Consider the following 17,857-nt stretch of genomic DNA (forward strand, 5'->3'; position numbering starts at 1 on the left):
GCCGCGACCGGAACAGGGGAACGGTCGCGGCCCCGCTGCCGCTCTACCCGCCCGCTGCCTGACGTGGCGAACCTTCCGCCGCCCAGTGAAATCGCGGCTCAGGGCCACACCAGGCAGTACGGCTGATGCCCCGCCTCGTGCAGCCGGGGGCTGAAGTCCTGCCACTCGTGCAGCGATTGGAGGAGGCGGGGCGCTGACCTGGGGAGTATCAGCGAAGAACGAGCTGACCTGCGCAACCATGTCTCCGTAGTTCTCACCGGGCAACGCTGATTTCCAGGCTCATGTGCCCTGGATGTGCCCTCGCGCTGTCGCTAAGCCTCTGCGACCACCGGCGTGCCGGTCAGTTCGACCCCCGCTCGCCGGAGTTCGTCGCGGGCCTGCTCGATCGTGTCGTGGTTCACGCCGGCGGTCAGGTCTAGCAGGACTCGGGTGGTGAATCCCGCTGCGGTGGCGTCCAGGGCGGTGGCCTTCACGCAGTGGTCGGTGGCGATTCCGACGACGTCCACGGCCGTGACGCCCTGCTCCCGCAGCCACGCGGTCATCCCCGTCCCGTCTTCGGTGGCGCCTTCGAAACCGCTGTAGGCAGCCTCGTAGGCGCCCTTGTAGAAGACGGCATCGACGGCTCCGGCGTGTACGGCGGGGAGGAAGTCCGGGTGGAAGTCGGAGCCTTGGGTGCCGGCCACGCAGTGCACGGGCCAGGAGGTCTTGAAGTCGGGGGTGTCGGAGAAATGGTCCCCGGGGTCGATGTGGTGGTCGCGGGTTGCCACGACGTGCTGGTACCCGGCCTCCGCCGCGCGCTCGACCAGGTCACGCACCTTCACGGCGATCTCGGTGCCACCTGCCACGGCGACACTGCCGCCCTCGCAGAAGTCGTTCTGCACGTCCACCACGATCAGTGCTCGTCGCATGTTCCTGTCCTTCGGTTCGGCGTTCACGTCGTTCACGGATCTACTGCCTACCTTCGGCTTCGGGCCGCGGCGTCTCGTAGACGTAGGCGAGGGCGGTGTCCAGGAGGTAGCGCAGCTGGGCCGGTGTCGGGGCGACGGCGGTGGCGATGAGGGCCTGGGGGTCGGCGAGAGGGGCCAGTACGGCGTGTCCCTCTGCCGGGTCGTCGCCGATGACGTGCGGCTTCTGGGGCATGTCCAGCGTCGTGTCGATCAGGAGGAGCTGCCCGGTCGCCCGGTGGGGTCCGAGGACGGCGGGGCCGTCCCACGCCGGTGCCGGGTAGCCGTAGGCGGTCTGCTGGTCGAGGAGCGGTCGTCCGCCGCGGCGGACGGTCAGGCGGGTGGTGAGGTGGCCCGGCGCCTCGCCCGAGCGGCCCAGGAGCTGTTCCTCCCGCATGAGCAGGCGGGAGGTGGGGGCGAGGTCGACGGCGAACGTCTGGTGCAGGGTACTGCCCCGGGTACTGATCAGGGGCTCGGGCAGCCAATGCAGGGACGCATCGTCGTCCACCCTGATCCGTACGTCGTACGTCGCCGGTGCGGTGGTGGGGCCGCGCAGGGCGATGGTGGCGGCTGCGCCGGTCACCTCCAGCCGGGCGCGTGTCTCGGCGGTGATGTCGAGGGCGAGCCGGTCTCCGCCGAGCGGCGCGCTCATCGCGCCGAGTACGCAGACACGCGCCTGCTCTTCGCGGGCCCGGAGCCGGCGCAGGTGGAAGGGACCGTCGCTGTGGAGGAGGGGGACCGTCGTGGCGCGGCCGTTGTGGGCGGCCCGGATGCGGGCGGTGGCTGTGACTCCGGACGGGTGTGCAGTGGAGGGTTCGGCGGAGCGCCGGCCGTGCGCTCCGCCGTCGGCGCGGAGGGGTGCGCCGACCGGCGAACCGATCACGGTCGGCGTCTGCACGGGGGTGATGTTCACCGGGTGGATCCGTCGGCGTGCCAGGTGGCGAGGCAGCCGGCGACCCAGTCGGCGACCGGCTGGACGCCGTCGGTGCTGGTGAGGCTGGTGAAGGCGTACGGCAGGTCGTTGCGCTGCCTGCGGGTGTCGGCCCTCATGGTGTCCAGGTCGACGCCGACGTAGGGGGCCAGGTCGGTCTTGTTGACCACGAGGAGGTCGGCGGTAGTGATGCCGGGGCCGCCCTTACGGGGGATGTCGTCGCCGCTGGCCACGTCGATGACGAAGACCTGGGTGTCGACGAGTCCGCGGGAGAAGGTCGCGGTGAGGTTGTCTCCGCCGGACTCGATGAGGATCAGGTCGAGCGGGTGCAGGGTCTGCTCGAGTTCCTCGACGGCTTCGAGGTTGGCGGAGATGTCGTCGCGGATGGCGGTGTGCGGGCAGGCTCCGGTCTCCACGGCGGTGATCCGCTCGGGCGGCAGGACGGCCTCGCGGCGCAGGAAGGCGGCGTCCTCCTGGGTGTAGATGTCGTTGGTGACCACGGCGATGGACAGCCGGTCGCGCAGGGTGCGGCACAGTGCGGCCACGGTCGCGGTCTTGCCCGAGCCGACGGGTCCGCCGAAGCCGATGCGCAGGGCGCGGCGGCTGCCGTCGGCGAGCAGTGGTTCGGCGCTGTGGGTGTGGCGGTGCGGCATGGTCACGGGGTGGTCGAGATGCACGGGATGCTCCAGGCAACGGTCAGGGCTGGTCAGGAGGCGAAGAGCCGGACGGTCCAGGCGGCGTGCTGCTCACCGGTGATGTCCAGCAGGGGAGCGGAGGCGGCGGGAAGGGCGGTGAGCCCCTCGGTCATCGCCCGCCCCGCCGCGTCGGTCGCGGTGCCGGCGACGGTGTCGAGTTCGTCGGCGAGTCGCGCCAGTACGCCGGTGGCGTCGAAGGGGTCGAGGCTCAGCAGGCGTACCGCGGCGGTCGCCGGACCGCCCACGCTTTCGTAGGCGGCGGCCTGTGCGGCGTCGAGTGAAGTGAGCCCGGCGGCGCGTGCGGTGACGCCGAGCACGACCGGCTGGTGGGCGCCCTGGGGTCGGTGGCGGGCGAGGTGGTCGAGGTCGGTGCTGGGCCAGGTGGCCCGGGCCGCGCGCATCAGTTGCCGGCCCAGGCGGCGTGAGATGTGGCGCAGTGCCGGTACAGGGGTGCGGGTGTCGGCGGCCTCGTCCAGGGTGAGGGCGTCGTGTCCGTCGGCGGCGGCTGCGGCGAGGCCGGCCGCGACCAGTCCTGCGGTGTGCAGCCGCCCCCGGCAGAACGCCTCCAGGCTCGCGGTGTCATGGACCCGGCCGGAGGCGACGGCGGCCTCCATCCCGCCGGAATGGGCGTGCCCGCCGGCGGGGAAGCGGCCGTCGGCCAGGACGAGCAGGGCAGTGCGGCTCATGGGGCGGCGGGACCGCCTTTCGCGAGGAGGTGCCGGAGTCGGTCGCCCGGGTGTGACCGGGCCCGGCCGTGGTGGTCGGAATCAGAAGCCGGGGTGGTCAGAAGAGGAAGTACCGCTGTGCCAGGGGCAGCTCGGTGGCGTAGTTCCGTCCGACTTCCTGCCCGTCGACCGTGGTACGGACGTCGGAGGTGGTGGCGCCGCCGATGGTGACGTCGAAGGTGTCGGGGTCGATGTCGATCTTCGGAACGCCGTTGTTGTGGACCATGTCGGCCTTGGTGACCTCCCGGGTGGAGCGGATCGCGCGCAGGGGCTTGAGCAGCCCGATCTCGGCGAGTTCACCATCCAAGGCGGCCTCGGCCACGAAGTTGAAGGAGTTCGCCGCCGGGGCGCGGCCCTCAAAGCCCCAGACGGGGCGCGGGAGGTAGGGCTGCGGGGTGGGGATGGAGGCGTTGGCGTCGCCGATCTGGGCGTAGGAGATCTGGCCGCCCTTGATGACCATGTGCGGCTTGATACCGAAGAACTTCGGCTCCCACAGCACCAGGTCGGCGAGTTTGCCGGTCTCGACGGAGCCGACCTCGTGGTCGATGCCGTGGGTGATGGCCGGGTTGATCGTGTACTTGGCGACGTAGCGGCGGGCACGGAAGTTGTCCGCGTGCGCGTCATCCTCGCGCAGGTGGCCGTAACGGGACTTCATGACGTGCGCCGTCTGCCAGGTCCGCATGATCATCTCGCCGATGCGGCCCATGGCCTGGGCGTCGGAGGACATCATCGAGATGGCGCCCATGTCGTGCAGCAGGTCCTCGGCGGCCATGGTGGAGGGCCGGATCCGGGAGTCGGCGAACGCCATGTCCGCCTCAACCTCCGGATTGAGGTGATGGCACACGATCATCATGTCGACGTGCTCCTTGACGGTGTTGACCGTGAAGGGCCGGGTCGGGTTCGTCGACGCGGGCAGTACGTTGGGCTTACCAGCGAGGCTGATCATGTCGGGGGCGTGGCCACCGCCGGCGCCCTCGATGTGGAAGATGTGCAGGCTGCGGTACTTGGCCTTCTTGGACTTACGGTCTTTCTTGGTCGCGGCGAAGGTGCTCTGCACGAAGCCGGCCTCGTTCAGCGAGTCGGCGTGCAGCGCGACCTGGACACCGGTCTCCTCGCACACCGTCAGCGCGGCGTCGATCACCGCCGGGGTGGCACCCCAGTCCTCGTGGATCTTCAAGCCGAGCGCGCCGGCCGCGACCTGGTCGTGCAGAGCCTTCTTCGAGACGGTGCTGCCCTTGGCAAGCAGGCCGATGTTCACCGGGAAGGCGTCCAGCGCCTCGAAGGTCCGCTGGATGTGCCACTTGCCCGGCGTCACGGTGGTGGCCGTGCTGCCCTCGGCCGGGCCGGTTCCGCCACCGATCAGTGTCGTCACGCCCGACGCCACCGCCTCGTGGATCTGGTTTGGGCAGAGGAAGTGCACGTGGGTGTCGACGCCGCCCGCGGTCAGGATGCGCCCCTTGCCGGAGATCACCTCCGTCTCGGGCCCCACGACGAAGTCCGAGCCGCGAGGGTCGTCGTTGGGGCGCGGCGTCATGGTCTCCGGGTTGTACGCCTTGCCGATGGCCCGGATACGGCCGTCACGCAGCCCGACGTCGGCCTTGACGACGCCCCAGTGATCCAGGATCAGCGCACCGGTGATCACGGTGTCCACCGGCTCGCGGGGGTCGTCGCGAGGGATGTGTGACTGGCCCATCGACTCACGGATCACCTTGCCGCCGCCGAAGACCATCTCGTCGCCGCTGCGCCCCGGCCCACCGCACCAGTCCGCCTCGATGCGCAGGACGAGATTGGTGTCGGCCAGCCTGATCCGGTCGCCGGCGGTCGGCCCGTACAGGTCGGCGTACCGGGAACGCAGCAGCGGGTCCCAGGGCTTGTCCTTCTCAGTCCTGTCCGGCATCGAGGTGCTTCTCCTCTTCGCTCTTGTCGGCCTGGAGCCCGTGGACGATCCGCTCGCCGGCGATCGGCACGAGCATTACGGTGCGCTTGTCACCGGGCTCGAACCGTTCGGAAGTGCCGGACGGGATGTGCAGCCGCATGCCGTGGGCCGCCTCGCGACGGAACTTGAGTCCCTCGTTGGCCTCGGCGAAGTGGAAGTGGGATCCCACCTGGACCGGGCGGTCCCTGGGGTTGCGCACGACCAGCGGCACGGGCGTCGCGCCGTCGTTGAAGGCCACCCGGTGTTCGTCCTCGTCCGGCAGCAGTTCCGGCTTGCCGGGATGGACGTCCACCTTGGTGGACGCCTCATCGAACGGCTTGCTGATGGTCACCAGCTTCGTGCCGTCCGGGAACGTCGCCTCGACCTGGACGTTGTCGACCATCTCCGGCACGCCGTCCATGACCTCGCTGCGCTTCAGCACATGGCGCCCGGACTCCATCACCGCGTCGACCGTCGCCCCGGCCCGCGCCTCCTCGAAGACATGCGCCGTCAACAGCGCCATGACTTCGGGATAGTTCAACAGCAGACCGCGTTCACGCCGCCGCTGGGCGACATCGGCCGCCACGTGGATCAACAGACGTTCCTGCTCGTGCGGTGTCAGATGCACGCTGGTCCCCCTCTCCTGGTGGTCGCTACACCCACGCGGCGAGACCGCGAAGCGGAAAGAAGATGCCTCCCGCCGTACCTGCCGCAGACAGATCCTGGGAGAGGAGAGAACCCATAGGCATGGAAACGCACAGGTCAGCCCTGATGGAGTGAACCGGGGGCACAGGGCGCATGCGGGGCGCAACGCCCGCGTGCAGGGTGAGAAGGCATCGGTTGCTTCGTAGGTACGGCCCACGGTCGATTGAACGCGGCGGGGCGCTGGCCTGGTGGTACTCGGTAAACCTGTTATGGCAACTCGACCTCTCGAAATAGGCCCCGCCGGCTTGCACACCGCCCGCGCTATCGAGCGCATGCGGCTGGCGCTCGGCCTCACCCAGCATCAACTGGCTGCCCACTGCACCGCGATCGGCCGCCCGATGACCAACACCGCGCTCAGCCGCACCGAGCGCGCCCATCGACGTTGCGACATCGACGACCTCGTCGTGATCGCCGAAGCCCTCGGTGTTCGTGCGACGGCTCTGCTGCCGGCCGGGGTCTGCCCCGCCCACCCTCGCCGCACCGAAGCAGACCTCTGCTGCCGTGCCCAGGGGGCCCTCCTTGGCTGACGTGTACGACCGCTGGCACAAGTCCCGTCCCAAACCGGACGAGACCCAGTGCAGCGAGCACAAGAGCCGCACCCGGCGGATGGTCCCGACCTCTGACCACGGGATCGATAAGCGCTGGCAGGTCCGGTACCGAGACCTGGACAGCCACCAGCGCACGGAGAACTTCCACACGAGGGCCGAAGCCGACAAGCCGGCGGCTGAGGTCGACGTCGAGATCCGGAGCGGCAGCTACGTCGTTCCCGCCGAGACGAAGCAGACGCTCGGCGCCTACGCCCAGAAGTGGCTCGCCGCGAACTCGGTAGGCCTGACCACTGCCCTCCGCTACGAGGCCACCGTCCGCAACCACATCGTCGCCCACCTCGGCCGGCGCGAGCTGCGGTCCCTGAACAAGCCCTCGGTCATTCAGGGCTGGATTCGCGCGCTGCAGGACGGCGGCTTCTGCCGAAGAACCCGTGCAAGTCGAAGTCGGTCAAGCTGCCGACCGCGACCAAGAAGAAGATCGTCACATGGTCCCTGGATCGTGTGCGTGCCGTCATCGCCGGGCTGCCCGAGCGCTTCCAGGCAGGCGGCAAGCTCGCCATCGGGTGCGGCCTGCGTCAAGGGGAGGTCTTCGGCTTCGCCGTCGAGGACATCGACTTCAGAGGCGGCTGGATCCACGTCAACCGCCAGGTGCGGCTCGTCGGCACGAAGCCGGTTTTCGCTCTGCCCAAGGGCAACCGGATCTGGTCGTCGCCGGCGTGATCCCTCCCCGCGAGCGCGGGGCGAGGTGTCTCCAGGCGGCCCCGGAGGACGGCATGCACGCCCTCCGGCATGCGTACGCCTCCGTGCTTCTGGATGCGGGGGAGAGCATCAAGGCGCTCTCCGGGTACCTCGGCCACTCGGGCCCGGGCTTCACGCTCCGGACGTACACACACCTGCTGCCGTCCAGCGAGAGCCGGACCCGCAAGGCGATCGACGATGCCTTCACCGGCCCGGAGCCGCCGGAAACCGGAGAGCCCCAGGGCGCATCACCGCCCCCGGCAAAACCAATGTGCCCTGGCCGCGTGACGGCCCCTCCCCGGCACTGGAAAGGGCGAGGCCCGAAGACCCCGCCCACACCCCACGAAACCCCAGCTCAGGGCCATACCAAGCAATAAGGCTGATGCCCCGCCTCGTGCAGCCGGTGCGAGAAGTCCTGCCACTCGTGCAGCAGCTGGTACACGTTGAACGCGTCCCGCGGGCCGCCCCGGTCCGGGACCGTCGACCAGATGAAGGCCGCCGCGCCGACCGCCTCCTCGCCGATGCCGCGCAGCGGGTCGACGACGGTCATCGGCAGCTTCACCACCGCGTAGTCGGGGTGCAGGACGACCAGTTCCAGCGGGGGCACCTTGTGCAGGGGCACGCCCTCGATGCCGGTGAGGACCATCGCCGCCATGGTCTCCGGCTTGATCTTGGTGAACATGCCGTTCATCCCGAGCTCGTCGCCGCCGAGTTCCTCGGGGCGCATCGAGATCGGGACGCGGGCCGCGGTCGCGCCGTCGGGCGCGCCGAAATACTTGTACGTCACCCCCACCCGACCACCATTCCCGCTCCCCGCCCCGAGCCGGCCGCCCCGTCGGTCGGTCCGGTCGGGCTCGCTCGGCGCACCGTGTGCCTGACGTGTCTCGCGTGCTTCGGCCGTACCCTCCGCGTCGCGTCGGTGCCTTCCCCGCCGGGCACGTCGAGGACCCAGGTCGTCGGTCCCCTCGCCCAGTCCGCCACCGCGATGCATATCTCCACCCGACTGCTTTTCTAGGACGCGTGACCCCCGCCGCGCAACCCGATCATCGTGTCAGTGACCTCCCCCACGGCCGCGCGCCGAAACGTGCGGTGAACATATGGGCGTCATCCGGCCGTCATATGCCCGCGGGAGCCGGCCGCCCCTGTCCGCGCCGCCCGCATGAACTGCGTGGACGGGCTCCAGTCTGGCAGACGGCGCGGCGTTCGGGCGGGTTGTCTACCCTGAATGAGGTCACCCTGGGCAACCAGAGCCGGAGCAGGGTCCGAGAAGTCGGAGAAGGTCGAGAAGGTCGGAGAAGTCGCAGGTCATGAGCGAACTGGCATATCCATATGAAGCACCGGCCTCGCAGGCTCTGTTCGACCGCGCGGCGGTCGTCACGCCCGGTGGTGTGAACTCGCCGGTGCGGGCGTTCGGCGCCGTCGGCGGCACCCCCCGGTTCATGGTGTCCGGCACCGGGCCGTACCTGACGGACGCGGACGGGCGGGAGTACGTCGACCTCGTCTGCTCCTGGGGTCCGATGATCCTCGGGCACGCGCACCCCGAGGTGGTCGCCGCCGTGCAGGAGGCGGTCGCGCGCGGGACGTCCTTCGGCACGCCCGCCGAGGGCGAGGTCGCCCTCGCGGAGGCGATGGTCGAGCGGGTCGCGCCGCTGGAGCAGGTGCGGCTCGTCTCCAGCGGGACCGAGGCCACCATGTCGGCCATCCGGCTCGCCCGCGGGTTCACGCGGCGCACCAAGGTGATCAAGTTCGCCGGGTGCTACCACGGCCACGTCGACTCGCTGCTCGCCGCGGCGGGCTCCGGCGTCGCCACGTTCGCGCTGCCCGACACCCCGGGCGTCACCGGCGCGCAGGCGAGCGACACGATCGTCCTGCCTTACAACGACCTCGACGCCGTGCACGCCGCCTTCGCCGCCCACCCCGGCGAGATCGCCTGCGTGATCACCGAGGCGTCGCCCGGCAACATGGGCGTCGTGCCGCCGCTGCCCGGCTTCAACCAGGGGCTCAAGGACGCCTGCGCCGCGAACGGCGCGCTGTTCGTCTCCGACGAGGTGATGACCGGCTTCCGCACCAGCAGGGCCGGCTGGTACGGCGTCGAGGGCGTCGTCCCCGACCTGATGACCTTCGGCAAGGTCATGGGGGGTGGGTTCCCCGCCGCCGCGTTCGGCGGGCGCGCCGACGTCATGGCGCACCTCGCCCCGGCCGGGCCCGTCTACCAGGCCGGCACCCTGTCCGGGAACCCGGTCGCCACCGCCGCCGGCCTCGCGCAGCTGCGGCTCCTCGACGACGCGGCGTACACCAAGGTCAACGCGGTGTCGGAGCAGATCCAGGGCCTCGTCACCGAGGCGCTGGCCAAGGAGGGCGTCGCGCACACGGTGCAGACCGCCTCCAACATGTTCTCCGTCTTCTTCACCGACGGCCCCGTGCGGAACTACGAGGACGCCAAGGCGCAGGAGTCCTTCCGCTTCACCGCGTTCTTCCACTCGCTGCTCGCGAACGGCGTCTATCTGCCGCCGTCCTCCTTCGAGTCCTGGTTCGTGTCCACGGCCCACGACGAGCGGGCCGTCCAGCGCATCGCCGACGCCCTCCCGGCGGCGGCCCGCGCGGCTGCGGAGGCGACCGCGTGAGCGCCGGGGACCGGAACGACGAACTGACCGTCGTCCACGTGATGCGGCACGGCGAGGTCGAGAACCCGACCGGCGTGCTCTACGGCCGGCTGCCCGGCTACCACCTCTCCGAGCTGGGCCGGCGCATGGCCGACCGGGTCGCCGAGCACCTCGCCCCCCGTGACGTCACCTACGTCGTGGCCTCCCCGCTGGAGCGGGCGCAGGAGACGGCGACGCCGATCGCCAAGGCGCACGGTCTGGACCTCGGCACCGACGAGCGGCTCATCGAGGCCGAGAACGTCTTCCAGGGCAAGACCTTCGGCATCGGCGACGGCGCACTGCGCCGGCCCGCCAACTGGAAGCACGTCGTCAACCCGTTCAAGCCGTCCTGGGGCGAGCCGTACGTCGACCAGGTGGTGCGGATGATGGGCGCGCTGAACGCCGCCAAGGACCAGGCGCGCGGCCACGAGGCCGTCGTCGTCAGCCACCAGCTGCCGATCTGGATCCTGCGGTCCTACGTCGAGCGGCGGCGGCTGTGGCACGACCCGCGCAAGCGGCAGTGCACGCTGGCGTCCCTGACGACGTTCACGTTCCGGGGCGACCGGATCGTGTCCGTGGGTTACACCGAGCCCGCCCGTGACCTCGTGCCGGCCCACCTCCTCGCGGGGGCCAAGCCGGTGAAGGGACAGGGCAAGGCCTTCGGGGCCTGAGGGACACGCAGGCCCGCGCCGCGCGAACCTCGTTACGGAATCCGCACACATATCCGGAACCGGCCCGTTCGTCGCGTCCTCTGACCGAGTGACCACCAGAGGACGTGACGAACGAGGTTGCGATGCGCACTTCCACCCGCACTCTCACCCGCAGGGGGATGCTCGGACTCGGCGCGGGCGCCGCGGCGGCCGCCGGGCTCGCGGGCTGCGGCTCCCACTCATCGACGGACGGCTCGCACCAGGCCGGCGGTTCCGGCGGGCGCCCCTCGCCGTCCCGGAGCAGCGCGCCCCCGGCGCGCCCCATCGGCGACGGCTCCACGTCGTACACCGGGAAGCAGCCGCACCAGCCCGACGCGCCCGTGCCGCTGGAGCCCGGTGAGACCCCGCCGCAGTTCGTCGTCTTCTCCTGGGACGGCGCGGGCGAGGTCGGCAACGGGCTCTTCCCGCGCTTCCTCGACCTCGCCCGGAAGCACGGCGCGCACATGACCTTCTTCCTCTCGGGGCTGTACCTGCTGCCCGAGTCGAAGAAGCGCCTCTACGACCCGCCCAACAACCCGCGCGGCGCCTCGGACATCGGCTACCTCACCGACGCCCACATCAAGGAGACGCTGAAGAACGTCCGCCGGGCCTGGCTGGACGGCCACGAGATAGGCACCCACTTCAACGGCCACTTCTGCGGCGGCAGCGGCACGGTCGGCAACTGGACCCCGGCGCAGTGGCGCAGCGAGATCGACCAGGCCAGGTCCTTCGTGAAGGAGTGGCGGACCAACAGCGGCTGGACCGACCTGCCGTCCCTCCCCTTCGACTACGACAAGGAACTCGTCGGCGGCCGCACGCCCTGCCTGCTCGGCCAGGACAGCCTGCTGCCCACCGCCCGCGAGCTCGGCTGGCGCTACGACGCCTCCTCGCCCGGCGGCCGGCAGGTGTGGCCGGTGAAGAAGGACGGCATCTGGGACCTGCCGTTGCAGCAGATACCCTTCCCCGGCCACTCCTTCGAGGTCCTCTCGATGGACTACAACATCCTCGCCAACCAGTCGGTCAACTCGACCAAGGCCCCGCCCCACAACTACCCGGGCTGGCGCGACCAGGCCACCCAGTCGTACATATCGGGCTTCAGGCGGGCATACGAGTCGAACCGGGCACCGTTCTTCGTCGGCAACCACTTCGAGGAGTGGAACGGCGGCATCTACATGGACGCCGTCGAGAACGCCCTCGAGCACATCGCGCGGGAGAAGGAGAAGGGCGGGGACATCCGGCTCGTCTCCTTCCGCCAGTTCACCGACTGGCTGGACGTGCAGAAGCCCGAGGTGCTCGCCAGGCTCCGTACGGTCGAGGTCGGGCAGCGGCCCGCCGGCGGCTGGAACGCCTTCCTCAAGGACACGTCCACCGGAGGCGCGACACCCACCGGAAACGCCGCCTGAAATGCGGGTTTCCGCCCGTGAGGGGGGTGCGCAAGATCCCCGGAACGGACATGCGAAACTTTTCACATGAGTGCCGCCAGCCGCGCCTTCCTGCGCTCGAACCGCACCGCCGCCCGCGTCCGCCGTCGCGCCGCCCTGACCACCGGCGCAGCCGTGGCCGCGCTGCTCGTGTCCGCGTGCAGCTCGGGAGGGACGTCCGGCGGTGGCGGCCAGACCGGCTTCATCACCGGCTCGGACGGCATCTCCACCGCCAAGGAGGGTGAGCGGGCGGACGCCCCCGAGCTGTCCGGCAAGACCGTCGACGGCGGGCAGGTCGACGTCGCCGACTACAAGGGCAAGATCGTCGTCATCAACGTGTGGGGCTCCTGGTGCCCGCCCTGCCGGGCCGAGGCCAAGAACTTCGAGAAGGTCTACCAGGACGTCAAGGACCAGGGCGTCCAGTTCATCGGCATCAACACCCGCGACACCTCGCCCGGCCCGGCCCGCGCCTTCGAGAAGGAGTTCGGCGTCAGCTACCCGAGCCTGTACGACCCGGCCGGCCGGCTGATGCTCCGCTTCGAGAAGGGCACCCTCAACCCCCAGGCCGTGCCCTCCACGCTCATCATCGACCGGGACGGCAAGGTCGCCGCGCGCACCCTCCAGGCACTCAGCGAGGAGAAGCTGCACGCGATGCTCGCCCCCTACCTCGCCGACGGATCCGCCGACGCCAAGCCGGAGAAGTGACGTGTCGGCAGCGATCACCCTCGCCGAGGCGGCGGGCAACAACGGCACCGTGCTCAACGGCGCCCTGCTGGTGGCCCTGCCCATCGCCCTGCTCGGCGGGCTCGTCTCCTTCTTCTCGCCCTGCGTCCTGCCCCTCGTCCCCGGTTACCTCTCCTACGTGACCGGGGTCACCGGCAGCGACCTCGGTGACGCTCGGCGCGGACGCATGGTGACCGGTGCCTCCCTCTTCGTCCTCGGCTTCACCGCCGTCTTCGTCTCCAGCGGCGCGCTGTTCGGCTACTTCGGCCAGACGCTCCAGGAGAACCGGGGCGTACTCACCACCGTCCTGGGCGCGTTCATGATCCTCATGGGCGTGTTCTTCATGGGTCTGATGCCCTGGCTCACCCAGCGCGAGTTCCGCTTCCACAAGAAGCCGGTGAACGGCCTGGTCGGCGCCCCCGTACTCGGCGCCCTGTTCGGCATCGGCTGGACGCCCTGCATCGGCCCGACCCTCTCCTCCGTGCTGATCCTCTCCTCCCAGCAGGGCACCGCCGGCCGCGGCGCCATACTGACCGTCGCCTACTGCCTCGGCCTCGGCGTTCCCTTCGTCCTCGCCGCCGTAGCCTTCCGCAAGGCGCTCGGCGCGTTCGGCTGGATCAAGCGCCATTATGTGTGGGTGATGCGGATCGGCGGCGTCATGATGATCGCGACCGGTCTGCTCCTGCTCACAGGTGCGTGGGACAGCATCGTGCAGGACATGCAGACCTGGTCCAACGGCTTCACTGTGGGGATCTGACCGATGAGCAACACCACGACGGACACGCCCACGACGCCGGGCGGCGAGGACCAGGAACTCGGCGCCGCCGGCTCCCAGCTCTCCACCGCCCCCCAGGAGGACGCCCCGAACCTCCCCTCCCTCGGGGTGACCGGCTGGCTGCGCTGGTTCTGGCGGCAGCTCACCTCGATGCGGGTGGCGCTGCTGCTGCTCCTGCTGCTGTCGCTGGGCGCCATCCCCGGGTCACTGATCCCTCAGGACGGCGTCGACGCCATGAAGGCCCAGGCGTTCCGCGACAGCCACGACATCCTCGGGCCCGTCTACGACAAGCTCGGCCTCTTCCATGTCTACAGCTCGGTGTGGTTCTCCGCGATCTACATCCTGCTGTTCGTCTCCCTCATCGGCTGCATCGTCCCGCGCACCTGGCAGTTCGTGGGCCAGCTCCGTGGCCGCCCGCCCGGTGCCCCCCGGCGCCTGAACCGGCTGCCCGCCCACACCACGTGGCGCACCGGCGCCGAGCCCGACGAGGTCCGCGAGGCCGCGCTCGCGCTGCTGAAGAAGCGCCGCTTCCGCGCCCACGTCGTCGGCGACGCGGTGGCCGCCGAGAAGGGATACGTGCGCGAGGCCGGCAACCTGGCCTTCCACATCGCGCTGATCGTGATGCTGGTCGCGTTCGCGTGGGGCCAGTTGTTCAAGTACGAGGGCAACAAGCTGATCCTGGAGGGCGACGGCTTCTCCAACACGCTCACCCAGTACGACGACTTCAAGTCCGGCAACCTGTTCGACGCGGACCACGACCTGGCCCCCTTCAGCTTCACGCTCAAGGACTTCCACGGCACCTACGAGGCGACCGGCCCCAACCGCGGCACCCCCCGCGTCTACGAGGCCAAGATCACCTACAGCGAGGGCGCCTACGGCAAGGACAGGCCGACCACCATCAAGGTCAACGAGCCCCTGGAGATCGACGGCTCGAAGGTCTACCTCACCGCCCACGGCTACGCGCCGATCGTCACCGTCAAGGACGGCGCGGGCAAGGTCGTCATGGACCACGAAGCGACCGCGCTGCTGCCGCAGGACTCCAACGTCACCTCCTCCGGCGCCATCATGGTCCGCGACGGCTACACCGACGCCAAGGGCGTCAAGACCCAGCTCGGCTTCTCCGCCGTGTTCGTGCCGACCTTCGCCGGCGAGGGCCAGGGCACGATGTTCTCCCAGTTCCCGGGCCTGCTGAACCCGCGTCTCGCGCTGAACGCGTACCACGGCGACCTCGGCGTGGACGCGGGCATCCCCAAGAGCATCTACCAGCTCGACACCCGCAAGATGACGCAGTACAAGGACGCCGACGGCAAGCCTTTCGCGAAGCGGCTCGCCATCGGCGACACCATGACCCTGCCGAACGGCGCCGGCACCGTGACCTTCGACGGCGTCCAGGAATGGGCCAACTTCCAGGTCACCCGGCAGCCCGCCAGCGGCTGGGCGCTCGGCGGTGCCGTCGTCGCCATCCTCGGACTCGCCGGTTCCCTGTTCATCCAGCGCCGCCGCGTCTGGGTGCGGGCCGTCCGCGGTGCCGACGGCGTCACGGTCGTCGAGATGGCCGGCCTCGGCCGCAGCGAGTCCGCGAAGGTGCCCGAGGAACTCGGCGAGCTGGCCGGGATCCTGTACGAGCAGGCGCCCGGTGCCCCGGACGCCGAAGCCGGTCCCGAAACCCCCGATCCCCGAGTCGTACCTGCCGAAGGGGCTGAGAAGTGACTCTCGCCGCCGCAACAGAGTTGGCCGTCGCGGCCAACGAGCATCTCGCGAACCTGAGCAACACGCTCATCTACTCCGCGATGGCCGTCTACACCCTGGCCTTCTTCGCCCACATCGCCGAGTGGCTCTTCGGCAGCCGCAGCAAGGTCGGCCGCACGGCCGCCGCGCTCACCGCCACGGCCGAGGCGAAGGACGCACCGGCCGTCACCGTGAAGAAGGCCGGCGGCACCGCCGTCCTGGAGCGCCCGAAGGTCGTCGTGCGGGCCGCCTCCGGCTCCCGTGACGTGCCCGACGGGCCGGGTGCCCACGGCGGCACGGAGAAGGGCGACCTCTACGGCCGCATCGCCGTCTCGCTCACCGTGCTCGCCTTCGCCATCGAGGCCGGCGGCGTGCTCGCGCGGGCCCTGTCGGTGAAGCGGGCGCCGTGGGGCAACATGTACGAGTTCAACATCACGTTCACGACGGTCGCCGTCGGCGTGTACCTCGTGCTGCTCGCGCTGAAGAAGAACATCCGCTGGCTCGGCCTGCCGCTGGCCACCACGGTCCTGCTGGACCTCGGTCTGGCCGTCACCGTCCTGTACACCGCGAGCGACCAGCTCGTCCCGGCGCTGCACTCGTACTGGCTGTACATCCACGTCTCGACGGCGATCTTCTGCGGCGCGGTCTTCTACGTCGGTGCCGTCGCCACGATCCTGTACCTGTTCAAGGACTCGTTCGAGAACAAGCTGGCCACCGGTGGCACCCCCGGCCGCTTCGCCAACTCCGTCCTGGACCGGCTGCCCGCCGCCGCGTCCCTCGACAAGTTCGCGTACCGCGTCAACGCCGCCGTCTTCCCGCTGTGGACGTTCACGATCATCGCGGGCGCCATCTGGGCGGGCGACGCCTGGGGCCGCTACTGGGGCTGGGACCCCAAGGAGGTCTGGTCCTTCATCACCTGGGTCGCCTACGCCTGCTACCTGCACGCCCGCGCTACGGCCGGCTGGAAGGGCCGCAAGGCCGCCTACCTGGCCCTGGCGGCGTTCGCCTGCTGGCTGTTCAACTACTACGGCGTGAACATCTTCGTCTCCGGCAAGCACTCCTACGCCGACGTCGGCCTGGGCATGCTCCAGTCGGCCGGCTTCTGACCCCACCGCCGAAGGCCGGCCCCCGCGACCTGGATCGCGGGGGCCGGCCTTCGTCACACCCGTCCGCGAACCCGCCCCGGGGCCCCGCGAGGAGGCCGCCGTAAGGGGCGTCGCGGCCGCCCGACGTTCAGGCCCCGTCCGCGCTCACCGAGCGCCAGATGCGGTCCGGCAGGACGCGTGCGGCCTCGTCCAGGTCGATGTCGCCGAGGGTCAGCCAGCGGCGGGCCGCGCCGATGACGGGGCCGAGGACGAGGGTCTCGATCAGCGCGGGGGTGAGGGGCGCGAGTTCACCCTTGTCGACGTACCGCCGGAGCCACTCGGCCAGCGGCGTCAGCCTGGCCTCCTGGGCGTCGCGGAGCTGCTTGGCCTGGGCCATGCCGAGATGGTCGGCACGGGAGGAGTGCAGGAGCCGGCCCGCCTCCGGGTGCTCCCGGACGAAGGACAGGTAGGCGCGCACGAGGGCACGGACGCCGGTCCGGGCGGTGCGTGAACGTTCCAGCGCGGTGACCATCTCGCCCAGCAGCCGTTCCAGCCACCGCATCAGCAGCGCGTCGACGAGGCCGTCGACGCTGCCGAAGTGGTGGTAGAGGCTGCCCAGACTCACGCCGCTGGCCTTGGTGACGGCGCTGACGGTCAGGCCCTGCTCGCCCGCCTCGCCGTAGACCCGCAGTGCGGCGTCCAGTAGCAGTTCGACAGTGGCCTCACCACGTTGTTGCTTGGGGCTCATGAGGCGACCGTTCTCTGCTGGGACCGTGAACGACCAGGGTAAAGCAACGTTCCGGCTGGTCCTCCGTCTGTGAAATTCTAGAGCACCTTTCTAGAAAAGCGCTCCGGTTGGGCGGTGTCGGCGAGCACACTGGGCGCATGTCTGGATCAGAGATCCCCACCGTGTTCAGGCCGGGCGGCGCCACCCGGGTGAGGGGGGCCGCGGCCGCCGCCGTGGCCGTGCTGCTCGCCCTGTCGGCCACCGGGTGCGACGGCGGCGGTTCCTCCGCCGGGTCGGCCGGCTCCTCCTACGGCACCGACGCCGAGGACCCGTACAGCGAGGATCCGTACAGCGAGGATCCGTACGCCGACGACCCCGAGACCGAGGACCCGTACACCGAGGAACCGGCCGACGACGAACCGGCCGACGAGGAGCCGGTGGACGACGAGCCGGTGGACGAGAACCCGTTCACCGAGGACCCCTACGCCCCCGAGACGGAGGCCCCCGACCCCTACGTCTCCGGCACCTGCCTCAACGGAACGCTGCCCGACTCCACCACCGCGCAGGAGGTGGACGACGTGGAGGAGGTCGACTGCTCGGCGTCCGACGCCCACTACCAGGTGATCCAGACCTTCCCCATGACGTCCGACCTGAACGAGTGCAACGCCAACTCCCGTACGGAGTACGCCTTCTCCTACCGCTATACCCTGAACGGAACAGCGATCAACGAGTACGTGTACTGCCTCGTGGGGCTCGGCTCGTACGCGCGGAGATGAAATTAGTTTCTAGAAGCACCTTTCAATTCGGGGCCGCCGTGGTACAGACTGGCCCCTCGACCGGACCCGTGTCCGTCCGTACGGCCCGGG

At 70.1% G+C, this 17,857-nt stretch carries 17 protein-coding genes and 1 pseudogene; 10 read left to right on the forward strand and 8 right to left on the reverse strand.

What is annotated here, in order from left to right:
• Positions 1-311: 311 nt before the first annotated feature.
• The 6 genes from ACFWJB_RS04750 to ACFWJB_RS04775 form a co-directional block, all read right to left on the reverse strand.
• Positions 312-908, reverse strand: a complete 597-nt coding sequence (locus ACFWJB_RS04750) for an isochorismatase family protein (RefSeq protein WP_386920275.1) — start codon at positions 906-908, stop codon at positions 312-314.
• A 40-nt stretch (positions 909-948) separates the two neighbouring features.
• A complete protein-coding gene (locus tag ACFWJB_RS04755) occupies positions 949-1,857 on the reverse strand; it encodes an urease accessory protein UreD (RefSeq protein WP_386920277.1) in 909 nt (302 codons plus the stop codon).
• Positions 1,854-2,552: an urease accessory protein UreG gene (gene ureG, locus ACFWJB_RS04760; RefSeq protein WP_385468600.1), complete on the reverse strand. Its 699-nt coding sequence runs from the start codon at positions 2,550-2,552 to the stop codon at positions 1,854-1,856. The genes ACFWJB_RS04755 and ureG overlap by 4 nt, the downstream gene beginning before the upstream one ends.
• Before the next feature lie 29 nt (positions 2,553-2,581).
• Positions 2,582-3,256 (reverse strand): urease accessory protein UreF, encoded by a 675-nt coding sequence (locus tag ACFWJB_RS04765; RefSeq protein ID WP_385468597.1) that lies wholly within the window; start codon positions 3,254-3,256, stop codon positions 2,582-2,584.
• Between the two features lie 97 nt (positions 3,257-3,353).
• A complete protein-coding gene (locus ACFWJB_RS04770) occupies positions 3,354-5,192 on the reverse strand; it encodes an urease subunit alpha (protein WP_386920280.1) in 1,839 nt (612 codons plus the stop codon).
• Positions 5,176-5,838 (reverse strand): urease subunit gamma, encoded by a 663-nt coding sequence (locus tag ACFWJB_RS04775; RefSeq protein ID WP_386920282.1) that lies wholly within the window; start codon positions 5,836-5,838, stop codon positions 5,176-5,178. Before ACFWJB_RS04775 ends, ACFWJB_RS04770 begins: the two co-directional genes overlap by 17 nt.
• A 349-nt stretch (positions 5,839-6,187) precedes the next feature.
• On the opposite strand from ACFWJB_RS04775, the gene ACFWJB_RS04780 reads away from it, so the two are divergent.
• Positions 6,188-6,442, forward strand: coding sequence for a helix-turn-helix domain-containing protein (locus ACFWJB_RS04780; protein ID WP_385468588.1), 255 nt, complete (start codon positions 6,188-6,190; stop codon positions 6,440-6,442).
• Position 6,443: 1 nt separating this feature from the next.
• Positions 6,444-7,479 (forward strand): annotated as a pseudogene (locus ACFWJB_RS04785) (tyrosine-type recombinase/integrase); the annotation flags it as partial.
• Positions 7,480-7,556: 77 nt separating this feature from the next.
• Here ACFWJB_RS04785 and ACFWJB_RS04790 read toward each other — a convergent pair.
• Positions 7,557-8,192, reverse strand: coding sequence for a hypothetical protein (locus tag ACFWJB_RS04790; protein ID WP_385468585.1), 636 nt, complete (start codon positions 8,190-8,192; stop codon positions 7,557-7,559).
• A 316-nt stretch (positions 8,193-8,508) separates the two neighbouring features.
• On the opposite strand from ACFWJB_RS04790, the gene hemL reads away from it, so the two are divergent.
• The 7 genes from hemL to ccsB all read left to right on the forward strand — a co-directional run bounded on the left by hemL (position 8,509) and on the right by ccsB (position 16,285).
• Positions 8,509-9,825, forward strand: coding sequence for a glutamate-1-semialdehyde 2,1-aminomutase (gene hemL / locus ACFWJB_RS04795; protein ID WP_385468582.1), 1,317 nt, complete (start codon positions 8,509-8,511; stop codon positions 9,823-9,825).
• 41 nt (positions 9,826-9,866) lie between these two features.
• On the forward strand, positions 9,867-10,514 hold the full coding sequence (locus ACFWJB_RS04800; RefSeq protein ID WP_385468637.1) for a histidine phosphatase family protein: 648 nt from the start codon (positions 9,867-9,869) through the stop codon (positions 10,512-10,514).
• Positions 10,515-10,636: 122 nt separating this feature from the next.
• Entirely contained in the window at positions 10,637-11,935 is a 1,299-nt protein-coding gene (locus tag ACFWJB_RS04805; protein WP_385468579.1) for a hypothetical protein, read from the forward strand.
• A 66-nt stretch (positions 11,936-12,001) separates the two neighbouring features.
• The gene (locus tag ACFWJB_RS04810) at positions 12,002-12,658 is read left to right on the forward strand and encodes a TlpA family protein disulfide reductase (RefSeq protein WP_386920285.1); all 657 of its coding nucleotides are present in this window, start codon (positions 12,002-12,004) and stop codon (positions 12,656-12,658) included.
• 1 nt (position 12,659) lies between these two features.
• Positions 12,660-13,433: a cytochrome c biogenesis CcdA family protein gene (locus ACFWJB_RS04815; RefSeq protein WP_386920287.1), complete on the forward strand. Its 774-nt coding sequence runs from the start codon at positions 12,660-12,662 to the stop codon at positions 13,431-13,433.
• Between the two features lie 3 nt (positions 13,434-13,436).
• On the forward strand, positions 13,437-15,161 hold the full coding sequence (locus ACFWJB_RS04820; protein ID WP_386920289.1) for a cytochrome c biogenesis protein ResB: 1,725 nt from the start codon (positions 13,437-13,439) through the stop codon (positions 15,159-15,161).
• Positions 15,158-16,285, forward strand: coding sequence for a c-type cytochrome biogenesis protein CcsB (gene ccsB, locus ACFWJB_RS04825; protein WP_385468566.1), 1,128 nt, complete (start codon positions 15,158-15,160; stop codon positions 16,283-16,285). Before ACFWJB_RS04820 ends, ccsB begins: the two co-directional genes overlap by 4 nt.
• 127 nt (positions 16,286-16,412) lie before the next feature.
• Here the strand turns inward: ccsB and ACFWJB_RS04830 are convergent, their stop codons facing one another.
• Positions 16,413-17,012 carry a TetR/AcrR family transcriptional regulator gene (locus ACFWJB_RS04830; RefSeq protein ID WP_386920291.1) on the reverse strand — a complete coding sequence of 200 codons (600 nt, stop codon included), beginning with the start codon at positions 17,010-17,012 and terminating at the stop codon, positions 16,413-16,415.
• Between the two features lie 137 nt (positions 17,013-17,149).
• Here ACFWJB_RS04830 and ACFWJB_RS04835 point away from each other — a divergent pair, with 137 nt between their 5' ends.
• Positions 17,150-17,767, forward strand: a complete 618-nt coding sequence (locus tag ACFWJB_RS04835) for a hypothetical protein (RefSeq protein WP_383146767.1) — start codon at positions 17,150-17,152, stop codon at positions 17,765-17,767.
• The last annotated feature ends 90 nt before the right edge of the window (positions 17,768-17,857 follow it).

Source organism: Streptomyces sp. NPDC127100, from assembly GCF_042724095.1.
GTDB lineage: Bacteria > Actinomycetota > Actinomycetes > Streptomycetales > Streptomycetaceae > Streptomyces.